General features: G+C 50.4%; 20 protein-coding genes, 1 tRNA gene and 3 pseudogenes. 11 read left to right on the top strand and 13 right to left on the bottom strand.

Annotated features, from left to right (window positions below; genetic code table 11):
• Positions 1 to 337 precede the first annotated feature (337 nt).
• The 3 genes and pseudogenes from AC5JO6_RS13795 to AC5JO6_RS13805 all read left to right on the top strand — a co-directional run.
• Positions 338 to 585 (top strand): annotated as a pseudogene (locus AC5JO6_RS13795) (IS1 family transposase); the annotation flags it as partial.
• A gap of 55 nt (positions 586 to 640) precedes the next feature.
• On the top strand, positions 641 to 1669 hold the full coding sequence (locus AC5JO6_RS13800) for an ABC transporter permease (protein WP_496081639.1): 1029 nt from the start codon (positions 641 to 643) through the stop codon (positions 1667 to 1669).
• Between the two features lie 187 nt (positions 1670 to 1856).
• Positions 1857 to 2431 (top strand): annotated as a pseudogene (locus tag AC5JO6_RS13805) (hypothetical protein); the annotation flags it as partial.
• A 168-nt stretch (positions 2432 to 2599) separates the two neighbouring features.
• Here AC5JO6_RS13805 and AC5JO6_RS13810 read toward each other — a convergent pair.
• Complete coding sequence (locus tag AC5JO6_RS13810; RefSeq protein ID WP_496081640.1) at positions 2600 to 3115, bottom strand: hypothetical protein; 516 nt, start codon at positions 3113 to 3115, stop codon at positions 2600 to 2602.
• 247 nt (positions 3116 to 3362) lie between these two features.
• Between AC5JO6_RS13810 and AC5JO6_RS13815 the strand changes: the two genes are divergently transcribed.
• Positions 3363 to 3701: a 2TM domain-containing protein gene (locus AC5JO6_RS13815; RefSeq protein ID WP_496081641.1), complete on the top strand. Its 339-nt coding sequence runs from the start codon at positions 3363 to 3365 to the stop codon at positions 3699 to 3701.
• A gap of 197 nt (positions 3702 to 3898) precedes the next feature.
• Complete coding sequence (locus AC5JO6_RS13820) at positions 3899 to 4207, top strand: DUF3181 family protein (RefSeq protein WP_496081642.1); 309 nt, start codon at positions 3899 to 3901, stop codon at positions 4205 to 4207.
• Positions 4208 to 4284: 77 nt separating this feature from the next.
• Here AC5JO6_RS13820 and murJ read toward each other — a convergent pair whose 3' ends face one another.
• The 5 genes from murJ to AC5JO6_RS13845 form a co-directional block, all read right to left on the bottom strand.
• Positions 4285 to 5952, bottom strand: coding sequence for a murein biosynthesis integral membrane protein MurJ (gene murJ, locus AC5JO6_RS13825; protein WP_496081643.1), 1668 nt, complete (start codon positions 5950 to 5952; stop codon positions 4285 to 4287).
• A gap of 482 nt (positions 5953 to 6434) precedes the next feature.
• A protein-coding gene (locus tag AC5JO6_RS13830) for an IS1 family transposase (RefSeq protein ID WP_496081644.1) occupies positions 6435 to 7264 on the bottom strand; the annotation gives its coding sequence in 2 pieces (ribosomal slippage) (positions 6435 to 6920 and positions 6923 to 7264; 828 coding nt in all).
• A gap of 115 nt (positions 7265 to 7379) precedes the next feature.
• Positions 7380 to 8591, bottom strand: coding sequence for an aminotransferase class V-fold PLP-dependent enzyme (locus AC5JO6_RS13835; RefSeq protein WP_496081645.1), 1212 nt, complete (start codon positions 8589 to 8591; stop codon positions 7380 to 7382).
• Between the two features lie 58 nt (positions 8592 to 8649).
• Positions 8650 to 8721 (bottom strand) — tRNA-Asn (locus tag AC5JO6_RS13840).
• A 142-nt stretch (positions 8722 to 8863) separates the two neighbouring features.
• Positions 8864 to 9418 carry an NYN domain-containing protein gene (locus tag AC5JO6_RS13845; RefSeq protein WP_496081646.1) on the bottom strand — a complete coding sequence of 185 codons (555 nt, stop codon included), beginning with the start codon at positions 9416 to 9418 and terminating at the stop codon, positions 8864 to 8866.
• A 771-nt stretch (positions 9419 to 10189) separates the two neighbouring features.
• On the opposite strand from AC5JO6_RS13845, the gene AC5JO6_RS13850 reads away from it, so the two are divergent.
• The gene (locus AC5JO6_RS13850) at positions 10190 to 10975 is read left to right on the top strand and encodes a hypothetical protein (RefSeq protein WP_496081647.1); all 786 of its coding nucleotides are present in this window, start codon (positions 10190 to 10192) and stop codon (positions 10973 to 10975) included.
• A gap of 287 nt (positions 10976 to 11262) precedes the next feature.
• A complete protein-coding gene (locus tag AC5JO6_RS13855) occupies positions 11263 to 11508 on the top strand; it encodes a Cif family virulence factor (RefSeq protein ID WP_496081648.1) in 246 nt (81 codons plus the stop codon).
• A gap of 300 nt (positions 11509 to 11808) precedes the next feature.
• On the opposite strand, the gene AC5JO6_RS13860 is transcribed toward AC5JO6_RS13855, so the two are convergent.
• On the bottom strand, positions 11809 to 11979 hold the full coding sequence (locus AC5JO6_RS13860; RefSeq protein ID WP_496081649.1) for a hypothetical protein: 171 nt from the start codon (positions 11977 to 11979) through the stop codon (positions 11809 to 11811).
• 159 nt (positions 11980 to 12138) lie between these two features.
• On the opposite strand from AC5JO6_RS13860, the gene AC5JO6_RS13865 reads away from it, so the two are divergent.
• Complete coding sequence (locus tag AC5JO6_RS13865; protein ID WP_496081650.1) at positions 12139 to 12552, top strand: RidA family protein; 414 nt, start codon at positions 12139 to 12141, stop codon at positions 12550 to 12552.
• Positions 12553 to 12608: 56 nt separating this feature from the next.
• Here the strand turns inward: AC5JO6_RS13865 and AC5JO6_RS13870 are convergent.
• From AC5JO6_RS13870 to AC5JO6_RS13880, 3 genes and pseudogenes are all read right to left on the bottom strand, one after another.
• Positions 12609 to 12851: pseudogene (locus tag AC5JO6_RS13870) on the bottom strand (calcium-binding protein); the annotation flags it as partial.
• Positions 12852 to 13043: 192 nt separating this feature from the next.
• Positions 13044 to 13211: a hypothetical protein gene (locus tag AC5JO6_RS13875; RefSeq protein ID WP_496081651.1), complete on the bottom strand. Its 168-nt coding sequence runs from the start codon at positions 13209 to 13211 to the stop codon at positions 13044 to 13046.
• A 110-nt stretch (positions 13212 to 13321) separates the two neighbouring features.
• Positions 13322 to 14533 (bottom strand): M20 metallopeptidase family protein, encoded by a 1212-nt coding sequence (locus tag AC5JO6_RS13880; RefSeq protein ID WP_496081652.1) that lies wholly within the window; start codon positions 14531 to 14533, stop codon positions 13322 to 13324.
• A gap of 111 nt (positions 14534 to 14644) precedes the next feature.
• Between AC5JO6_RS13880 and AC5JO6_RS13885 the strand changes: the two genes are divergently transcribed.
• Positions 14645 to 15295 carry a GNAT family N-acetyltransferase gene (locus tag AC5JO6_RS13885; RefSeq protein ID WP_496081653.1) on the top strand — a complete coding sequence of 217 codons (651 nt, stop codon included), beginning with the start codon at positions 14645 to 14647 and terminating at the stop codon, positions 15293 to 15295.
• 10 nt (positions 15296 to 15305) lie between these two features.
• On the opposite strand, the gene bioD is transcribed toward AC5JO6_RS13885, so the two are convergent.
• The 3 genes from bioD to AC5JO6_RS13900 form a co-directional block, all read right to left on the bottom strand.
• Positions 15306 to 16001: a dethiobiotin synthase gene (gene bioD / locus AC5JO6_RS13890; protein WP_496081654.1), complete on the bottom strand. Its 696-nt coding sequence runs from the start codon at positions 15999 to 16001 to the stop codon at positions 15306 to 15308.
• Positions 16002 to 16152: 151 nt separating this feature from the next.
• Positions 16153 to 18039 carry a protein kinase domain-containing protein gene (locus tag AC5JO6_RS13895; protein WP_496081655.1) on the bottom strand — a complete coding sequence of 629 codons (1887 nt, stop codon included), beginning with the start codon at positions 18037 to 18039 and terminating at the stop codon, positions 16153 to 16155.
• Positions 18040 to 18106: 67 nt separating this feature from the next.
• Positions 18107 to 18565, bottom strand: coding sequence for a GatB/YqeY domain-containing protein (locus AC5JO6_RS13900; RefSeq protein WP_496081656.1), 459 nt, complete (start codon positions 18563 to 18565; stop codon positions 18107 to 18109).
• A 408-nt stretch (positions 18566 to 18973) separates the two neighbouring features.
• On the opposite strand from AC5JO6_RS13900, the gene AC5JO6_RS13905 reads away from it, so the two are divergent.
• Together AC5JO6_RS13905 and AC5JO6_RS13910 are read left to right on the top strand one after the other, a co-directional pair.
• On the top strand, positions 18974 to 19966 hold the full coding sequence (locus AC5JO6_RS13905) for a ribose-phosphate pyrophosphokinase (RefSeq protein ID WP_496081657.1): 993 nt from the start codon (positions 18974 to 18976) through the stop codon (positions 19964 to 19966).
• 108 nt (positions 19967 to 20074) lie between these two features.
• Entirely contained in the window at positions 20075 to 21268 is a 1194-nt protein-coding gene (locus AC5JO6_RS13910) for a pentapeptide repeat-containing protein (protein WP_496081658.1), read from the top strand.
• Positions 21269 to 21291 lie beyond the last annotated feature (23 nt).

Raw genomic sequence — 21291 nt, forward strand, 5'->3', positions numbered from 1 at the left:
CTTTTTACTCGGACGATCGAGCTTTTTGCTCCAACGTTGCAGTTCTGAACTCGGAACGCCGACCTTTTTACTCGAAACGCCGAGCTTTTTACTCGGACGATCGAGCTTTTTGCTCCAACGTTGCAGTTCTGAACTCGGACGATCGACCTTTTTGCTCGAAGCATCGAGCTTTTTACTCGGACGATCGAGCTTTCTGCTCCAACGTTGCAGTTCTGAACTCGGACGATCGACCTTTTTGCTCGAAGCACCGAGCTTTTTACTCGGACGATCGAGCTTTTTGCTCCAACGTTGCAGTTTTGAACTCGGACGATCGACCTTTTTGCTCGAAGCATCGAGCTACCGCCAGTGCGCGATCTGCTACACCGATTTTTGGGAGACAGATGAACAGGTGCTACCGAGCAAGCGCCATTGAGCGGTGGGCAAAGAAACGGGTAAAACCAGCTATATTGAACGGTTTAACAACACATTGCTGCCGCAAGTCGGACGCTTGGTTCGTAAAACCTTATCGTTCTCGAAAAAATTGAGCCATATATTGGCGCGATTTGGTACTTTGTGCATCATTACAATGCCTCCCTTCGCTCTTGACCATTACTATTCACCACTACCAACTTTTGCTTAATCTTTTTACCCCAGTGATGAGATGGCGCGTTTGGGGTATCTTCAGGCAAAGGAGTTTTGCGGCTTATCGTTGCTTGTTGTTCCCACACCTGACAGTTTCACCATGAATCTTACGCAACGCTTTCGGTTCAAAGTAAGTGAATTTGCTCTACCGCTCTTCATTCTTGCTCTAGCGATCGCCACTGGGCTGATTGAACCCCGGTTTTGGTCGAGTGATAATCTGGTGAATTTGAGTCGGCAACTGGCAACCCTGATGGTGATCTCGGTTGGTCAGGCGCTGGCAGTCATCAGCGGTGGGCTAGATCTTTCTCTAGCAGGGGTTTTGGCACTGAGCGGCGTGTATGGTGTCATAGTGATGAATAAAGCAGGACTGGCGATCGGCATTCTCACCATGATGCTGACGGGTGCAGGCTTTGGTTTAATCAATGGCATCATCATCACCACCTTTGGCGTGTCTCCCTTCATCGTCACCTTAGGGATGCTATCGGTTGCTAGGGGACTGGCGCTGATTGCTACTGGCGGTTTGCCCATTTACGATGTGCCGAGTGCGTTAAGCGATCGGTTTGGTTTCAGCAATGTGTTGGGCATTCCCACCCCGGCGCTGATTGCGATCGCAACACTCCTTCTCGGTCATGGGCTGCTCCGTCATACCGTGTTTGGGCGCTACGTCTACGCGATCGGTTCTAATACTAGAGCTGCCTTCAACTCTGGCATCAATGTACGAGTCCAAACGCTATTGATCTACACACTGACTGGTAGCACAGCAGGTATCGCTGCCGTAGTGTTGACAGCTTGGGTTAGCGCTGCACAGCCTTTAGCTGCAACAGGGCTGGAGCTACAATCCCTCGCAGCCGTTGTCGTTGGTGGCGTTGCGCTTACAGGCGGGATGGGCAGTATGCTGAATGCATTCTACGGGGTTCTCATCCTTGGTATGCTCTCAAACTCCCTCAACATGATTGGGGTTTCATCTTTTATGCAAACCTTAGTGATTGGGCTTGTTATTGTCGTTGCTGTAGTGCTGGATAAAGTTCGCCGCAACGCTGCCACATGACAGTGACATAATCCGCTACTTGGTAAAGCGTTAAGCGACCTTACAACAATTCTCAATTAAAAGGGGTGTGGGGGCTTCGCCCCCAGCCAGGGGTTTCACCCCTGCACCCCGTCCTAACCCGTGTGACTGTAGCTATACCTGGCTGTTGCTAGACAATTTGCGGCAGCTCAAAGGTTGGATTCGGATAGCAATTCAAGTGCTGACCACACTCAACATTGATGTGATGGTGCCACAGATGTTTTGCATCCCTGGCATGACGTATTATCGATCGTTGTTTGACTTGCTCAATATCCCCTACGTAGGCAATACGCCTGATGTGATGGCGCTGACGGCAAACAAAGCAAAAGCAAAAGCAGTTGTGGCGGCAGCAGGTGTGAAGGTGCAGCTTGTCTGTTTACCTCTGGAAGAGTACAGCATGGACAAAGACCAGAAGCCCATCCGAAACTATAGTGACAAGATTAGCCAGAACCAAAGCGGTGATTTAAATCTGGTTGCCAAAGACACGACCAAAGCATGGATCGTTAATCCAGACGACCCTCTTACAGAGAAGGTGTGGGATGCTGCTAAAAAATGTCATACCGCTTTGGGCTGTCGGCATTATAGCCTCTTTGATTTCCGCATTGACCCCAACGGGCATCCCTGTTCTTAGAAGCCAGACTATATTGTTCCTTCGCTCAGAAAAGCGTGATTTCGATGATGGCAAAAGCGTCAGGAATGCCTCTACAGAAGCTTTTCCAAATATCTTTGAACAACGCGCTTTGACAGAAACGATAGTGGCTCCATTGGCGGTAATTCGACAGCAGCCCCGATTAGTTTCGATGCTGCACGTCATCTAACCACCCTGGTAGATTCAACATCCTGGTAGTCCGCAAAGGCAGACGTTGTTTAGGTAGTCGCGGTTTTAACCATCAGTCATGTTTCAAGCAACCCTCAAGGCAAGCTGGGAGCCGAATAATTGCTGAGAACTTCCTGTCCCCAGTGAACCAGCTTTTCAGGACCCTCAATCAGCAGCAAGTAGCGTCCGTGGTTCAGGTGATGCCGATAGATACTGGCGGTGCTGCCTTCGCCCAAGAAACCAAATAAACCACCCACGATCGCGGCGCAAAGACCGCTAAGAATGCCTGTTAAGAGCACGACCAGCGCTGTATTCCAGCCTGGGGTCGAGATTAGCGAAGCAACTAAGCTCAAGACTGTGCCTGAGCAAGCAGCGACAACGCCAAAACTACGGGCTTTTTGGCAAGCAATGTGTAGCGGTGCCAGCAAGCCAACTCGCTCAGGGCTGCTGTAACCGTCACCCACGATCGCCAAATTTTCTGGAGAAATGCCGTGGTGATGTAGCAAGCGATACGCCTGAAAAGCCGCTGCTTCATCGGGAAGCACCACGATCGCCAGGTGAGTCAGGCGGCGCTTCAGCTTTGTTCCACGGAAAAAACGTGCAATGGTCACAAACCTAGCCCGGTGTGAGGGAGATAATAGTCTCTAGCTTGAATTCTAACCTTACTCATCCGTTAACAGCCTTTAATCTGAAGAGCAATTTAAGCAATTCTTTAGCCCTGTAGCGCATCAGGTTACAGACTATACTGTGGTCTAGTTCGCTTGCTTTAAGCCTAAAGAACCTGACCATTCAGAGACTAGCTTCGCTACTCTAGAAGTGGACTAAACAACTCAATTATTCACAGCAGCTTCACGACCTATGCCTCCTCGCTGGCCCCGTCAACCCGATCGCAACGATCCCGCTTACCGTAAGCTGGACGACCGCATGAACTTTGCGATGCATGTGGCTATTTTTGCAGTCACAAATTCTGGACTCTGGTTTTTCCGCATCCTGGGTGAAAAGACCTCACCACTGGGTACACCTGGAGGACTCCCCTGGACTCCCTGGATCACGCTTAGCTGGGTTGCGCTTTTGGTTGCCCATGCAGTGTTCATTTTTGCGATCGCCAACTATGCCGATCCAATCCCCACTGCTACCAACGCTGGCACTGGCTTTAAGCCAAAAACTTCCACCAGTGCCTCTAAATCAACTAAATAGAGCTTCAGTCGGTAGCTGGTAAGTGGCGATCGCTCATTGTTCCGCCTCCGCTTATCTCTACCGAGCCTTTTACGAACACACTTATGCTCAGTTCTGCTCAACAGCAGTGTCGTTTAATTGCGTTGACTATTTAATACGTACTAGAGCGCTGCCGTTCATTGGTGGTCGCCCCTCAAAAAAATTTGGAGCTTACTGCAATGGCACAAACCAGTTCTACCGAAGCGATCGAAGCGCTTGCCGCCGAGATTGGTGAAAATATTTACATCGACGTGGCAAAGTGGCATCTCTACCTCTCTAATGCCCATCTTCATACTGTGCTGGCAGAGCAGCTTTATCCGATGATTACGGCTAAGGCGATCGTGGAAGATGACGTTATTCAAATACTCCAGAACATCCCTGTCAAGTTGGGTGGTGGTAAGCGTGAAGTGCCGTTGTCAGACTTACTGCCCATGCAGTGTCAAGTTAACTTGATCGACCTGCTAGAGGAATTTCAGCGGAAGCAGTAGCGTTTTGCGCTCCTGTAGAGGCTCAAAGCATTGCGTCTCCACAGGAGTAAATCCTTTTTCAGAAATCGTCATTACAATCAACCTCTAGAGAAACGTTGCTTCAGGCGTAGCATGACCTGATTAACTTCTGGAATCTTGAGCTGGGTGGCGATCAGAGCAAAAGTACCCAGCCCTAAGGCTCCAGCAAGGCAAAGCTGCACGAGCAAGATGAGGAGACCATCCCGTCCTAGAAGGTTTTCACTGGCTTGCAAAGTGCCCCAGGCGGCGAAGCCAGCGATCGCGCTACCGATCGCCAACCCTGCCAGCGGTACAGACCACTCTCGCAGCGGCAAGCCACCCAGTCGACGATTCAAGATCCACAGCATCGTTACCATCGAAATGGCGTTCACGGCGACAGTTGCCAACACGAGACCCGGTGCCCCCAGCGGTTTCACCAGGAAAAAATCCAGCACGGCATTGAGAAAGATATTGACGATGCTAATGCGAAAGGGAGTATCGCCATCCTCCAGCGCGTAGAACACTCGCACCAGAACATCGCGTGACAGGTAGAAAAACATGCCCGACGCGTAAGCAACCAGCACCGAAGCCGTCAGGTATGAATCTTCTATTTTAAAGGCATACCGTTCATAGACAACCCGTGACAAGGGAACCGCCAGCGCTATCATGAGCGCACTCACGGGCAGCATCGTGACAGCAGTGGTCAGCAACCCTTGGCGTATGCGCACTTTCAATTCTGACCAGTTTTCAGGTGCAGCAAGCTTGGCAAATGTCGGCAAGAGCGGCACCAAAATGGCGTTGGAAATAATACCCAGGGGAGTGAGTACCAGCAGCCCAGCGTAGCCCATGGCGGAAACGGCAGCAGCGGCGTTGGGAATGAATGAAGCAAAAAACAAATCTGTCCAGACATTGATTTGCATCATGCCTGACGAAAATGTCGCTGGCACCATGATTCTGATGACCTCCTGCACCTCCGGTTCTCGGAAGTTGAAGCGCAACCGAAAGCCACCGATCCCGGATTTCCACTGGGCTGGAAGCTGCACTAGCCACTGCAAAACCGCTCCTGCCAGCGTTGACCATGCCAACACAGCCCCACCTAAAGCTGCATATTGCGGCAACGCGGCTCGATCGCCTAGGTAGAGCGCCAGCCCACCCAAACCAATTAACATCGTCACACTAGAAAACAGGGGACTGATCGACGGCAGCCAGTACTGATCAGCGGCGTTCAACGCTCCAAAGCCGATCCCAATCAGCCCTGCCAGTACTGCCATTGGTGCCATAATGCGAAACTGCTGTACTGCAATTTCTCTGGTCTGTTGCAGCACCTGGTACGTTGCTGTATCAATACCTTGGGCTGCTGCCTGTGCCGATGAGATGTACAGCCCTGGCGCAACCAGATGCACTAACGGGTCAGCAAAGATAACAAGCCCGATCGTCACAAGCAGCAGAATGCCGACAACCAGTGTGGTAATACTTTCCATAATGGGCGCGACTTCATTCTGCTTGCGCTTTGCCAGAACGCTCACGATCGCGCTGTGGAAGGGACCATTGATGCCGCCCAACAAAATCAGCAAAAACCCTGGAATGACATAGGCAAAGTTGTACGCGCCATAGGCAGGACCGACTCCAAATGCAGCCGCGATCGCCTGCTGTCGTACTAGCCCAAAGATTTTGCTAATGAAGGTGGCAACCGCCACGATCCCAGCGACTCTTGCTAGAGAACGAGTCGGCTTGTTCGATTCAGTCACGTCAACGATTACAGCGAAACGGCTTCATCTATTTAAGCGTGAATCGGGGAGCGCTTAGGGAATTCTCAGTCGAGAAGTGGCGAAGGCAAGAACAGAGCATACTGTTTCAAGATCGCGGTCAGTAGAAGTCCTCAGTTGAGCGGTCAGCGGTCAGCGGTCAGCTTTCAGCATTGGGGAATAAGAATTCAACAACACCGAATTTTGTAGGATATGTAAGGCACTTATATATTTGAAACACCAAACTAGCGACCCCTCACCCCCAACCCCTCTCCTACTGGGAGAGGGGCTTAGAGCTGGTTCTTGTTCCCTCTCCTGTGGGAGAGGGCTAGGGTGAGGGCGCACTGTGGTGAGGTAAGTATATAAACACCATATGTAAAGTCTACTCTTCGAGAAGCAAGCTACGATATGGCTTCGCTAAAGTCACTAGCCGTAACGCATCAAAGCCTGGAGTCGGATGCGTTACGCTACGCTTTGGTAGTGCATTAAATTAATGTGGGATAGATAGCAATATCGTGCCAATGCCACGGTTGAGGTGTTAATCCTGCCCGTTGTGCCGCTGTAGTTTTGCCTCGACTATGCTGCCAAATCCAGTTGAAGTAAGTCACTACTAGCCGCGTTGTCACTTTCGTTTGTTCCCACACCTTGCCAAATTTGTTCTGTCGTCGATGCCATCTTCCGGTTTGTTGCCTGACAATCCCGTTGGTTCGCTCTAATCGCTGCGTTCTGTCTTTGCCAATATGATGCTGCATGTCAGACGGCAAAACTCGTTCATACCCGCCCCAGTCGTCCGTATTGAATTGCTTGCACGCTGTTTTACCTTCGGTGTTGATAACCAACTGCTCAATGAATGCATCCGTGTGTTTGCCCACGCGAACTGCCAGCATTAACCCACTAGAGCAGGCAAGGCTGAGACCAATCCAACAGTCTCCCTGCTCTTGTTCTCGGGCACAACATTGCTTTTGTTTTTTGAGACGAATGACCACATCTCATCGGCACTCATTGCCTCGGTTTGCACCGCTTGAACTTCCCCATTATGTACCAGTTGGGCTTTTTGACTGGCAGCGCGAACAACGCTCACAACGGTATTATAAGCATGTCCAGTGGTACGACTAATGCCACGTAAACTACTGCCTTCACTGGGCGCTTGTAGCAATTGGCGAATTTGTTCAGGACTGATATGGCGACGGTAGTAGAGACTGTCAAAGGATTCGGAAAAGGTTTGATGGCAAGCGGGGCAGAGATAACGTTGATGACCGTTCGGCATTTTGCCATGTTTATGGGCTTTAGCGTGACCGCACAGAGGACATTCCATCGTCTGGCTTCCAGTTGTAGACCACTTCTACTCTACCAATCCCACGTTAGACTGACGCACTACCTACGCTTTTCTGGTATGACGGAACGGCGATACGGCATCCTACACTGTCACATTACTTATTTGCTGCTTGACTGGTTTCTTTATACAGCAACTCTGCGATCGCCGTTGCCAGGTACTGATATTGCTCCAAGTGATTGTAAAGCTGTGCCGAAATGCGTACCAGGCGACTGGATGTGGTTGGGTAAGGTACGATGGGCACCTCAATCTGATACTGCTCCAACAACGCATCCTGCAGCGCTTGAGGGTTGCCATCAGGTAACGGTACTCCTGCCAGTGAGCCAAGCATTGCGTCAGGGCAGGGTGGCGTTAGTTTGAGCGTTTGGCAGAGCACCTGACGACCCGCGATCGCCAGCGCATGATTGTTTGCCATCAGATCATCCCATCCACCCGGTAGCAGCGACCCCATAAAACGGATTGCCTCTGGAATGCACAAATAGGCGGTTGGGTCGTCGGTGCCAGTCCAGTCAAACTCCAGGCGAAAGCGGCTGCGATCGGTGCGGGGAGAGTTCGCACCGTGACTGATCGTGAGTGGGCGGATGGCAGTTTGGCGATCGCGCTGCACGTATAAAAAAGCTGCGCCTTTCGGGGCACACAACCATTTGTGACAGTTGCCCGTGTAGTACGTCGCGCCAAGGGCGTGTAGATTGAGTGGCACCATTCCCGGCGCATGAGCACCGTCTACCAGCGTCTCAACGCCTCGGTGAGTCAGTGCCTGAATCAGCTCAGTCAGAGGAAAAAGCAGCCCGGTCTGGCTGACTATATGGTCAATGAGTGCCAGTCGGGTTTTGGCAGTGACGCAACTGACGATCGCTTCTACCACTTGCTCTGGTGCAGCAATGGGAAAGGAAACCTCTGCAACCACCACCTTTAAGCCATGCCGCTCCGCTACGTAGTTCAGCGCATTGCGACAGGCATTGTACTCCTGGCTTGTGGTTAGTAGTTCGTCGCCCGGTTCCAACAAAAGCGATCGCAGCACTGTGTTTACAGCAGTGGTTGCATTCGGTACAAACGCTAAATCGTCTCCATCTGCACCGACAAATGCCCCTAGCTCAACACGCGCCTGATCCAGTAGCGCCTCCAGATCCCGCCCGAAAAATTGGAGCGGCTGTTGCTCCATCCGTGCTCTCCATTGCTGCTGTGCGTTCAACACAGGTAAAGGGCAAGCTCCAAACGAACCATGATTCAAAAATGTAATCGACGGATCAAGCGACCAATGCGCTGTCCAATCAAAGTTGTTAGCTGATAGTTGCTGGTTCTTAGACATGATTTCGCAGTCTAATCCCTCTAACAACTAATAACTAGAGCCTAACAACTACTTTTAACTCCCCAGGCAAGATTCGAACTTGCGACCAATCGATTAACAGTCGATCGCTCTACCACTGAGCTACTGAGGAATGCTCTACGTTGCGAATCCCATAGTACCGACAATTTGACCACTTTGACAAGCGTCCAGCTAGAGTTTTTGTCAATCTGTCCAATTAAGACACTAGCGTATTCAACAGCTTCCTTGCTCCTGCCCCCGCTCACCGTGCCCTTTCAAGGCTGATGCTTCCCAAAGCGTAGCTTTGCCAGACGCTGTTGTGCCGCCGGATCAAGCGCATGAGCGAGAAAGCGAGTTGACGGCTTTTTAGACTTTTTTTGCTGACGTTGGACTTGTCGATCAATAGACGCGACCTCTAATCCTAGGCGTTCGGCTGACATCCACTCTGCCCCATAACCGACTACCGTTAGCTGTTGCGCCCGATCGGACGTTGCCACAATTAACCGCTGCTGAAACTTACGCATGTCGTATCGAAAGTCAGCGCACGCTTTCTCAATGTACGTATCTGCCGTTTGCCCAAAATCTGTGTAGCGAACGGATAGGTTAGGCGTGACAACTTCGCGGTTACTGCCAGTCTCTCGATATTGAGAGTCAAACACAATTTGAGTGTCAAAGCCCTGAAAAGCACTATAGCCCGTGAGTGCTTCAATCAAATGGCGGCGGGCAGGTTCTAACCCAGCGCGATCGCGCACTTGCCGGAGGTCAGCCCACAAACCAACGACGTTATAACCGTCTACCAGCAACAGAGCTTGTGGGGATGGTTGAGGCATAGCTCAGGAATAGAAAGTGGTAGCTGACATTCGTTCAATCTCAAGCTGCTTCCATCATCACACATTTTGTTGAGTTCTGTTACGACAACTGGGTCAAGACTGCGCGATTAAGACGCTTAGCGGCATCATAACGTCTGCTCAGGTGCAGGTATGCCTTGATGTGCCGTTATGAAACAGTTGGTCACTGATGGAATGCCCAGTCAATTAATAGCCATAGTAAAAAAAGCATGGAAAGATTAGGCGAGTCACCTGTGAATGGCAAAATCTTCTTCTAAACGGAGAGGTCGATCGAGCTTACCGAGTCAAGCCCCAATACGTGTTGAAGAAAAGTAGCCTGTAGTCTAGCTCAGTGGTCGAGCCTGCAATCACCGCTGACAGTTGATCGCTTTAATCACTGCATCTTTTTCATGACTGAGTTAAGTTCATGACTGAGTTAAGCAGCTATATAGCGGTTCCCATAAGAATGCAGTACAAGGGCTGAGGTTTTAAGGCAGAAGGAAAGCCACCGTGCTCTTTAACTTCTGCCCTCTGCCCTCTGCCTTCTGCCTCTTTGCGACTGTACTTCACTGGATGAGGAACCGCTATATCAGCAGTTTATGATCGTAAGAAACACTGCAAAACGATTGAGCGATCGCTGCACCAACAATAGAAACGTAGCGCCAATCCGCTTTTCGTAATGGTGTAAAGCCTTACGAAGTCATTGACCGATTAATGTGTCGCAGATGGAAGTGTGGAGTAAAATCAAAAGCATTAACTAATAAGGATTTTGTTGTGGCTAATTCTCATTCTTACCTGCAAACATTGGCTAAAGATGAAGCGAGCACCTTTGTGGCATCATTGCAGAAAGTAAAAGAACACTTGAGCCACGAACTGCAACAGATCAACGAGCAAATCCAGCAAAAAACACTTCAACTTCAAGGTATTGAGACGTTACTGTTAGAGGCGGCAGGACTGGGATTAGCGCCTCATACCACTTCTACACCAAATCTCACCGCCAGTAACAACGTCAATGCTGCTATGGAAGACGTACCATTCAACGCAGTTAGTACGACGGTATCACCGCTCGATCGGACAACAGTTGCTGCAAATAGCAATCATCTCGCTGCCAATACCGCCGCTTCGACTGTTAGTTCTCCACCACCAAAGCGGACTAAGCAACGGCAACAAAGCAAGCCCTCACAGTCAAAGCGTGATGCTACCAAACTGCCTACTGTTGGAAAAACTAGCGCAGCTAAAACAGAGAAGCCAGCGCGATCGATCCCATCAAGCAGTGATGGAAGTAAAGCATCCCTATCCGGGTTTCAAACGTTTTTGCAGACTAACTTTCAAAATAAATCAATGACTGAGTCAGTGGGTGAAATTTTAGAGAGTGCCAAAGAGCCATTGAATACAGACGCTATTATGGCTGAGCTGTATCACGGCTTACCAGGCGAGGCGTACGATCGAGCCAAGAGTTCCCTTAGCAACATCCTCTCGGTCGGCAAAACCAAGGGCAAGTGGCAGAGTCCAGCAAGAGGTATGTATGTAGGCAATGCGGCTGCACCTAAAGCGAAATAACCTCTCGCAGCCCTCAAGAAGCAAACAGACTCCATCAAAACCGATTGGATTTGGTGCCTAATCATTCTTACAGACTATAGAACGCACCGCATTCTTCACGGGTTTGGTAAGGCAACAGTGTCTCTCACAACCCTTAAGAACGCTGGCAGTGCCGACGATTGGTATACTTTTGCCAAACGATCGCTAAGGCTACTTCGGGTGAGGCAGAAGACGAAGGGGTACAGCGGGCAATGGAACAACAGGGTATTCACTAGCCATCCATTAAGAGGTAAAGCAATGGATGCTGAATGGGTTTGCCATTACTTCAAACGGTGGATACGCTAGACGCTGATGCGATCGCCGCTCACCTTACCAATGATGGTAAGTTCCGGTTTAGCAACCAACCGCCAGCGGAAGGCAAGCAGACCGTTCGGGATGCCCCGGCTCAGCTTTTTGCAACGATCCAGACAATGCACCACGAGAATACAGGACTATGGTTAGGTGAAGCTGGTAACTCAGCCGTATACGAAGTGGATGTTATACCAATTCTATAAAATCGCCCTACAGATTCGTTTTTGCTGCTGACCGCTGACCGCTGACCGCTGACCGCTGACCGCTGACCGCTGACCGCTGACCGCCAGCCGAAGCTTGCCTGTGTAGCCACAGTTTAGTGAAATGGTATTACCTATATGCGCCAGAATGGGATGCGAGTGACGCTACCCTGTGCCAGTATTCTGCGTTCACACAACCATCAGATCTACGACTTTCGCGCGAACATGGATATCCAGGGCAGAAGTGCCGCTGGGATAAGCCTGCATCCTACCCTAATGACTCAAACCTCATGTTAGATGCGTTTACCCTGTCTCCCAGCAGCCCGTAGACAAATTTGATGTAGAAAGTTGCTGCGTCACTAAAGGCGGTGTGAGCTTGAGAAGATGAGAAAACCAGATGTTAAAGAACTGCGGTATGAGATTGGGCGCGATAACCATACCGAGGCTAAAGATCATCATGCTACAGACAACCATGACTAGCCACCTCCACCAAATCTGTATCCCTTAATTTAAGGTATTACCCCAACAAATTAGAACTGACGCAAGCGATTACTTTTGCTATATTACCGTAAGTCTAAATGTGCTTATGATACGCTGACCACGCAAGCTCAAAGTACCCATTGTCTAATCATTATGCAACAAGGAAAAAACACCTTTATCAATCCCACCACCCTCTTTAATCCTGTGCAGAACGGGTTTTCACATATTGGGAAAGCGCCTGCCAACGCAGAAATTGTTTTCGTCTCTGGTCAGTGGGCTTCTGATCTGGCAGGAAAGTTAGTCTCAACAGACTTTGAGCAACAGGTAAGACAGACGTTCAAGAATGTGAAAATTGCGCTACAGGCGAGCAATCTCGCCTTTGAAGACATTATCAAACTGACTATTTATATTGCTGAGTTTGAGCCTATTAAAAAAGATATTTTGATTAAAGTCGCGATCGATGAATGGGATGCTGAGTTTTTCCCAGCAAGCACGATCGTTCCATTGCCCATGTTGGCAACGTATCCTGGCACTTTAATTGAGATTGAAGCGATCGCAACAAAATAGACTGTTGCAACGTTACAAACAATGATGGCATTGGAAACATCCATTTGATCGTTGCCCTCGTCGCCAAACAGAACGTCATCACCTTTTTCACCAAATAATTGATCGTCTCCCTGTCCACCGATAAGGACATCAATTCCTTGACCACTAGAAATAATGTCGTCTCCAAAGTTTCCCAGGATTATATCGTTTCCATTCTCTCCATTCAGAACATTGTTACTAGCATCTCCTACAAGAATTTCATCCAAAAAGCTTTTAGCTTTCTGAATATGACTGACATGAACTTGTCCTAGCTTCGCCATGTTTAACTCCTGTTTATCTCAAACATTGAGTGGAAGTTGGTTAGCTTTAACAGCTAGAACAAGCGTGATTGAAGGGTGTTAAAAACGTATGAAAAACAAAATGGCTCTACCTTATCCTCCAATTGGCAGTGCTCAAGATGTAATGCAAGTTTAAGAGGTTATTTGAAAAGCATCTGGCAGTTAAAACCGCGACTACGTAAACAAAATTCGCCGACGCGGACTATTGAAACGAAAGGTTTTGGCAACCTGCGGCGGCGGGTTTAGTTTGTGTAGCCGCGTAAAGCCTTCGGCATCCAAGAAACGCGTAGCGTCTCCGTTGGCGAAGCCTTCTCCAAAGGAGTAGGAGTATTCAGTCGCCAAAGCTACAAGAGCTTAGACTTTTGAGGCATCCTCTGAAGCAAGAAACAGGAATCTGACAGAGTAATGAGATGTTATTTGCTTGAATGCAGTCGATCGCACCTCAATCAGACTTAGCGGCAGTACTGCTCCACGCAGCGGACAAAGATTTCAACGCCCATCCCTAAAGCCGTTTCGTCAAAGTTAAACCGGGGATGATGGTGTGGATACGCCAGGTTTTTATCGGCGTTGGCAGAACCGAGAAAGAAATAGCAGCCAGGGACTTCTTGAAGAAAAAAGGACATATCTTCGCCACCCATTGTTTGGCACTGGGGCACAACGCCGAGCGGTGACTCAATGACAGTTTCAGCGACCGATCGTATCAGGCTTGCCATGCGCTCATCATTAATAACAGGTGGATACAAGCTGTAGTATTCCAGCGTATAGTCCGCGCCGTGGCTTTGACAGATGCCGCTCACAATTTGTTCCATTCGCTGTTTAAAGAAGCCTTGAAATTGAGGGTTGAAATAGCGGACGGTGCCACTCATCTGAGCCGTGGCAGCGATGACGTTGTGCGCTGTACCAGCGTGCAATTTGCCCACTGTTACCACTGCGGATTCAATCGGGTCTACATTGCGTGCCACGATCGTTTGAAGTGCCATCACAACCTGCGAGGCAACCACGATGGAATCGATCGTCTGTTGCGGGATGGCACCATGTCCACCTTTACCCAAAATGGTGCAGTTAAACAGTTCTACAGCCGCCATCAGTGCGCCACTACGAACGCCGATCGTGCCCAACGGCAGGTTATTCCACAGGTGCAAACCGATGATGGCATCCACATCTGGATTTTTGAGGACACCAGCCTCGATCATGGGCTTGGCTCCGCCGGGTCCTTCTTCTGCTGGTTGAAAAATAATTTTGACTGTACCAGCGAAAGCGTCTCGGTGTTGCGATAGGTAGTAGGCAGTACCGAGGGCGATCGTGACGTGTCCATCATGACCACAGGCGTGCATAATGCCGTCATGCTGCGATTTATAGGCAACGGTATTTTCTTCTTGAATGGGCAACGCATCCATATCAGCACGAATGCCCAGTACCGCACCCGGACGTGTGCCTCGAATGATGGCAACGATCCCCGTTTGAGCGATGCCTGTTTGGTGCTCAATGCCCCACGCTTCTAGCTTTTGGGCAATAAAGGCTGCCGTTAGCTGCTCACGAAAGCCTAGCTCTGGTTTTTGATGGAGTTGTCTGCGCCACTCGACCAGCTCTGGCTGCAATGCCTGAATCGTGGCGCGAATGCGAGACGTGTCAACAGGATGGGGGGATAACGGGGTCGAAACCATAGCGTGTGCCTCTCGAAGAAACCTTGGGCATCCTGAAAGGGATTGCCAACTGCAATAGATCTACTTTAGCGACTTTAGGCAAGGTCTTTAACGAGCGATCGCCATTTTTCTATGACACTGCATTCTTCTCGATCGCCCCAATGTTTGATTCGTCCGGCTCAAGTAGGCGATCGCAAAGCGATTGAGCCGCTAGTAGACAAATTTTATCGATCGCTGAAGCCTGGTAGAGCGCAATGGCTACGTCCACTTTTTTACCAGAGTCCCGTGGCGATCGCAATCACTGCGGGTCTCTTGCTCGCGCTGATACGACATGGTTTCTACTCCCACGCCATTGCTTTGACCATCCTGTTTGTGCTGGCACTGCAAGCTCATCAGTGGAGTGATAGAACTCTAGCGAATTTCTGGGTCGTTGAGTCTGGTGGCAAAGTCATCGGTTGTGCCAAGCTTTTTAAGTACAGCACTCATTCTGAAGCATATCTCGTGCAGGTCGATGCTGCATGGCGTGGTCAGGGCTACGGGTCTTGTTTAGTGCAACGGCTGACTCAAGAAGCGTCACTGCCACTCTATTTAGCCAGCCAGCCCCACCGCCTAGCATTTTACAAGCGTTTGGGCTTTGTGACAGTACCCACGAATGCTGTACCTCTCAGCATCAGAGTGAATCTTGGTCTCGATCGCTACAAGGATGCCAACATCCAGGCATTGGTTTTTAAACCAGGAGCGACAACGGGTTTGACAAACCTCGATCAGCGCATCGTCCCTTAATGCTCTGCGCTCAAGCTCTAGTTGACTTGAGTGGAACAGCGATCAAACGTTCTATCATCAGATTTGAAGCGACTTGAGCCAGTTGAGCCATATCAGTTGGGTCAGCCAAATGAGGCATCACTCCCAAAATAGGGGTATGGGTCAGGGACTGGATCAGATCAGCCGATGCCCACTGCTCAATTTCTTCCGGTGTGCAAGGCTCAACACAGTTAAGCACAATGCCTTTGAGATGAACGCGAGATTGACGAGCCAGCGCCACGTTAGCAACCGCCTGCCCGATCGCGCCCAACTTTACAGGCACAACTAAAACGGCTGACAAATGCCAGTCCCACGCCAAATCTGCCACCGTAGTTTCGTGCGTTATCGGCGAACCCAACCCGCCCAGCGCCTCCACCAGCACCCAATCGTATTGCTGCCGCATGGTTTCAAAGGCTTGCCAGGCGTACTCGATTTCAACACGCCGTCCTTCTTGTGCGGCTGCCAATGGTGGAGCAAGAGGCGCGTCAAAGCGTAACGGGGTGACTGCATCTAGAGAGAGCGCAAACAGTCTGCTGTAGAGTTCGCCGTCGCCAACGCCCGTTTGGATGGGCTTGAGAATGCTCCATGTTTGGTCGGCACAGTAGGTTTGCAAGTAGGCTGCTAGCGCTGTTGTTAAGACAGTCTTACCCGCGTTGGTATCGGTCGCAGTAATGAGTAGAGCGTTCAAGAGTTGTTAGTTGTTAGTTATTGGCTATTAGTCAGGCATGAAAAGAATGAGATAGGCTGAGTGGCATTAGCAAGACCGTCAATGATGGGTCGATCGCCCGCTTACAGACGGACATCGTCTAACAACCAAAAACTAACAACCAGTAACTATTCTAGTTCCGAATACTAATATCCAGGCTGAAATTTGTGTCCTGAGCTGCGATGACATCAACCTGGTAGGTACCGCTCATGGGCAACTGATCTTCCCACGACAGGACGTTGGATGCCGCCTGAATCGGTTGCCCATCGGGGGTGGAAATATTGAGCGTGACGGAACCATCACGCACCGCAGCTTTGAAGATCTGTCCTTCCGTTGCTCTGAGCAGATAGCGGTGAATGAGCTGGGGGGTGGCACGATCGCTCACGGTTGTTGCCGTTTGCCCAGACTCAAAGCGCACACGGTGACGTTGAACCGTTGGTGTTGCTGGTGATGGACTGGGCGATGGTGTTGTTTCGGTTGGCGTTGGGGTGGGAGTGGCAGCGCGTCTGAGGTTGACATCCAGCCGATAGTCGCTCCTGTCCAGCCCTTTGACTGGGCTAAGTTGAATGTAGTAGTTACCTGTGTAAGGCAGCGTCCCTTGCCAGAGCGAAACCCGACTAGACTGACCACTCAGAGGCTGTCGATCGGGACCCAGCAAGGACATCAGCATCCCTTCACCTGAAATAACAGCGCTTAACTGCTGTCCCTGTTCGCCAGCGAGAATGTAATTGACGGTTTCGTTCGATCGCAGCGTACCTGTTTTGGTCACCTTTGTATCAGGGCTGATATCGAGCGTTTGGCTGTAGGCGACAGGCTCATTCGTGGGTTTCGGTGTTGGTGTGAGCGTCGGCGAGAACGTCGGAGTTGGGCTGAATGATGTAGTCAGCGTCGGCGTAGGCGATGGCGTGGGCTGGTTGTTAAGCACTGCCCGCACGACTGCCCAGGTGCCAACACCTGTGAGCACTACTAACCCTAGCCCGATCGCAACCACCGCTAATGGATCGTCCCAAACGGAGCTACGAGGCGCAGGCACGATCGGCACGTTCCGACTGGGGCTTGCAGTCACTGGCAGCGGATCGGGCTGTCGTCCGACCGCCATCGTTGCCATGTGGGAAACGTTTGGAGTCGATGGTACGGCTGTCTGAGCGGGTGGCTGGTAGGGAGGCGGCGTAGAGGCAGCAGGTGTGGGTGCCTGGAGTGCCTGCACCACTTCGGCAACTGACTGAAAGCGATCGTCTGGACGATAGCTCAGCATTTTGTTAAGAACCTGGGCAAAGCCTGGAGTGACCGTTACCCAGCGCTGCCAGTACCAGGTCAGCGTCGCATCATCCAGCAAGGTTTGTGGCTCTCGTCCCGTTAGCAGTACAACGGCGGTTACTGCCAGCGAGTACAAGTCGCTGCTAGGATACGCCCGTCCCGACTGCATCTGTTCACTGGGCGCAAACCCTGGCTTACCAACTGTCGTATTCTGTGCCGTCAGGTTCGGCGATTGAAACCGTGTCGCTAATTCTTTCACCACACCGAAGTCAATTAAGACGGGTTTGCCATCCTGTTGCCGTAGCATGATGTTGTCTGGGGCAATGTCGCGGTGGATAATGCCTTTGCTATGGATGTGAGCCAGCACTGGCAAAAGCTGCCGCATGAGTTGCAACACCTCTGGTTCTGAAAACGCTACCCCCTGCACCTGACGCTGCTCTAACAACGCTCGATAGGTTTGTCCTTCCACGTAATCCTGGACTAAGAACAGACGTTGGTCTTCCTCAAACGTGGCTCGAAACTGAGGAATTTGGGGATGCTGAATTTGGTAGAGAATTTGCGCTTCTCGCTGGAAGAGTTCTTTAGACTTGTCCAGGGCATAAGCGCCTCCCTGTGCTGGGATCAGTTCTTTTAGCGCGCAGAGTTCGTTAAACCGCCCCTGGTCTTCTGCCAGGTAGGTGCGACCAAACCCTCCTTGACCCAAGACGCTGAGGATGCGGTAACGGTTCTGTAATGTGGTGCCAATAGGGATCGGTGGTCGCATAGCGGAATCTTTCTAGCGTCTAGCTCTCTTATTCTGGCAGACAAGGTGTGGCGATCGACCGTGAGTGTCAACCACCCAACTTCGCTTTCACCAGATCTTGTACTTTTTTGCCATCTGCCTTGCCTTTAAGCTGCTGCATGACTGGACTCATGACCTTACCCATGTCTTTCGCAGACGTAGCACCTACTTGAGCAATGATTTGATCAATAGCAGTGGCAATCTCCTCATCTGACAGTTGCTTGGGTAGATACTCTTCCAGAATCGCCAATTCCTGAGCTTCCTGATCGGCTAAATCGGCGCGGTTCGCCTGCTGATATTGGGCGATCGAATCTCGTCGCTGCTTTGCCAACTGCACCAGCACTTCGATTTCCTGCGCCTCTGTCAAGCTTTCTTGCCCCAACGGACGAACGCTGGATTCCTTTTCTAGAATGACTTTTTTGATACTCCGCACGGTTTCTAGCCGCACTTTGTCTTTTGCTTTCATGGCGGTTTTAATATCTTCGCCAATGCGATCTTTCAAACTCATGCTTTTGTTCCTTTGTGTGCTAGTGAGGCTTGATGAAGCGATTAATGTGACTGTATCAGCGCACCAGTTGGGTGAGGACGATCGGCGGTTGTCAACAGTACGTGCACATTGCATAAAATCGTAATGGTGTTTTGTGTAAATCCACTGATTTATTTTTTTTAGATCAATGGAAAATAGGGAGCTATAGAGTAGGCGACTTTAACTGTCTGCTGAGTGGGTGACAATGGTTCAGGCTAAGCGTTTTTGCACTGGTTGAATCAGGTTAGTGTACGATCGTAAGCTCTCTCAAGCCCTTCTCGTTCGCCTGACTTTTTGGAACGCTGTACGTCACTTTTCCAAGGGTATATCCTGAAGTCCGTTTTCAAATCCGAATGGTAATATTGCGATGACTACGTTCGAGGATACGCCGTGATCCGCTCTGCAACTCTTACTCCTCAAGCTGCTCTGCCGTCTCTTAGTGACCAAAATCGGTTACGGCTCCTCTCTGGTTCAGCCAATATGCCTCTCTCCAAGGAGGTTGCACGCTATCTGGGCATGGATCTTAGCCCTATGGTGCGAAAGCGGTTTGCTGATGGCGAGCTCTACATTCAAATCCAGGAATCGATCCGGGGTTGTGATGTGTACTTGCTGCAACCAACGTGCCGTCCGGTGAATGACAACATTATGGAACTGCTGATTATGATCGATGCCTGTCGTCGCGCATCGGCACGGCAGATTACAGCAGTGATGCCGTATTACGGCTATGCCAGGGCAGATCGTAAAACAGCAGGGCGAGAGTCGATCAGCGCCAAGCTGGTAGCAAACCTGATTACGCAGGCAGGTGCCAATCGGGTATTGGCAATGGATTTACACTCAGCGCAGATTCAGGGCTATTTTGATATTCCGCTCGATCATGTGTACGGTTCGCCGACGCTGATCGATTATCTTTCGAGCAAGCAACTGTCTGATCTGGTTGTTGTTTCGCCCGATGTGGGTGGCGTAGCACGGGCACGAGCGTTTGCCAAAAAGCTGGATGATGCGCCACTGGCGATTATTGATAAGCGGCGACAGGCTCACAATGTGGCAGAAGTGATGAATCTGATCGGTGATGTGTCTGGTAAAACTGCCGTCCTGGTTGATGACATGATCGACACCGCAGGCACGATTATTGAAGGCGCACGGCTCTTGAAGCAGGAAGGCGCACGGCAAGTCTACGCCTGTGCTACCCATGCCGTCTTTTCACCACCCGCGATCGAACGCCTCTCTAACGGTCTCTTTGAAGAGGTAATTGTGACGAATACGATCCCCATTCCAGATGGCGATCGCTTCCCACAACTCACGGTGCTTTCCGTCGCCAATTTGCTGGGCGAAACCATCTGGCGCATCCACGAAGATACCTCTGTGAGCAGCATGTTCCGTTAGGCGATCGCTAAGACAGGGTTAGCGAAAGTATGTTGGCTGCCAGCAAAATTCTTGCGTTGAAACTCAGACATTGTCCACGCAACGTAACTGATTTAGGCTAAATTTGCGGTGACGAAATATCGAGTCACGCGAGTGCAGAGACTGAAACGCTCTTTTAAACCCAAGCTCCTTCCCTTTACAGACGAGCAAATCCGCGATCGTGCGTATGCCCTCTGGCAAGCTCAGCCTGAACGTTCAGCCGAAGAACATTGGCAGGCGGCAATTGAGGCACTGCAACGAGAGCGATCGCCCTTTTGGAAAATTAAGCGGTTGTTACGACTAGCCTTTACTGCTGAGACACCAAGTGCCGCTTTGGACGTGGTAAAGGTCATGATTTCGGCATTTGGTGTGTTGGCGACATTCCTTGCGGGATTGGGGTTATACCTTACATATCGCACTGGTCAAGCGCAACTAGAAGCAGCACAAGAAGAACGACAACTCAACAATGAAAAGCTCGTTACTGACCGCTCTGCGAAGGCTGTGGAACACTTAGGGAGTAAGGAGATCGATGTTCGAATTGGTGCGATCCTCTCGCTGGAGCGAATTGCGAACGATTCACCTAAAGATTACAGGACGGTTATGGAAGTGTTGACAGCTTTTGTTAGGAATAGGTCATCGAAGGACAAAAAGCTAAAGCTCATTCCAACTGACGTGCAATCGGCACTAACAGTAATTGGGCGACGAAAAGTGACAAATCATCCAGAGGAGCAAAAGTTGAACTTAACCAACACCGACCTTAACCGTGCTGACCTTCAAGGTGCCAATCTCAGCAGTGCCAATCTCAGCAATACCAAGCTCAACAATGCTGACCTTCAAGGTGCCAATCTCAGCAGTGCCAATCTCAGCAGCGCCAATCTTAGCAGCGCCAATCTTAGCAACGCCAATCTTAGCAGCGCTAATCTTAGCAGTGTCACCCTCTTCAACGCCAACCTCAGTGCTGCCAACCTTTATAGAGCTGACCTCAATCGTGCTAACCTCGGCTATGCTAACCTGTTCAACGCCAACCTTAATGGTGCCGACCTCTATAGAGCCGATCTTTTCTTTGCCAGTCTCCACAGTGCTAATCTCTTCTCTGCCAGTCTTTATGGTGCTAACCTTCTCTCTGCCTACCTCTATGGTGCTAACTTCCAAAACGCTAACCTCAGGAGCACAATTGGCACTGCAACAGCGCAAATTAAAGAAGCCCGATACTGGCGACAAGCCAATTACGATACCGACACCCTCAAACAGTTGGGATTACTACCTGAAAAGCCTAATCGGTGAACGCTACGCACTTTCCCGTTTCG

The sequence above is a fragment of the Tildeniella sp. genome, from assembly GCF_059505325.1.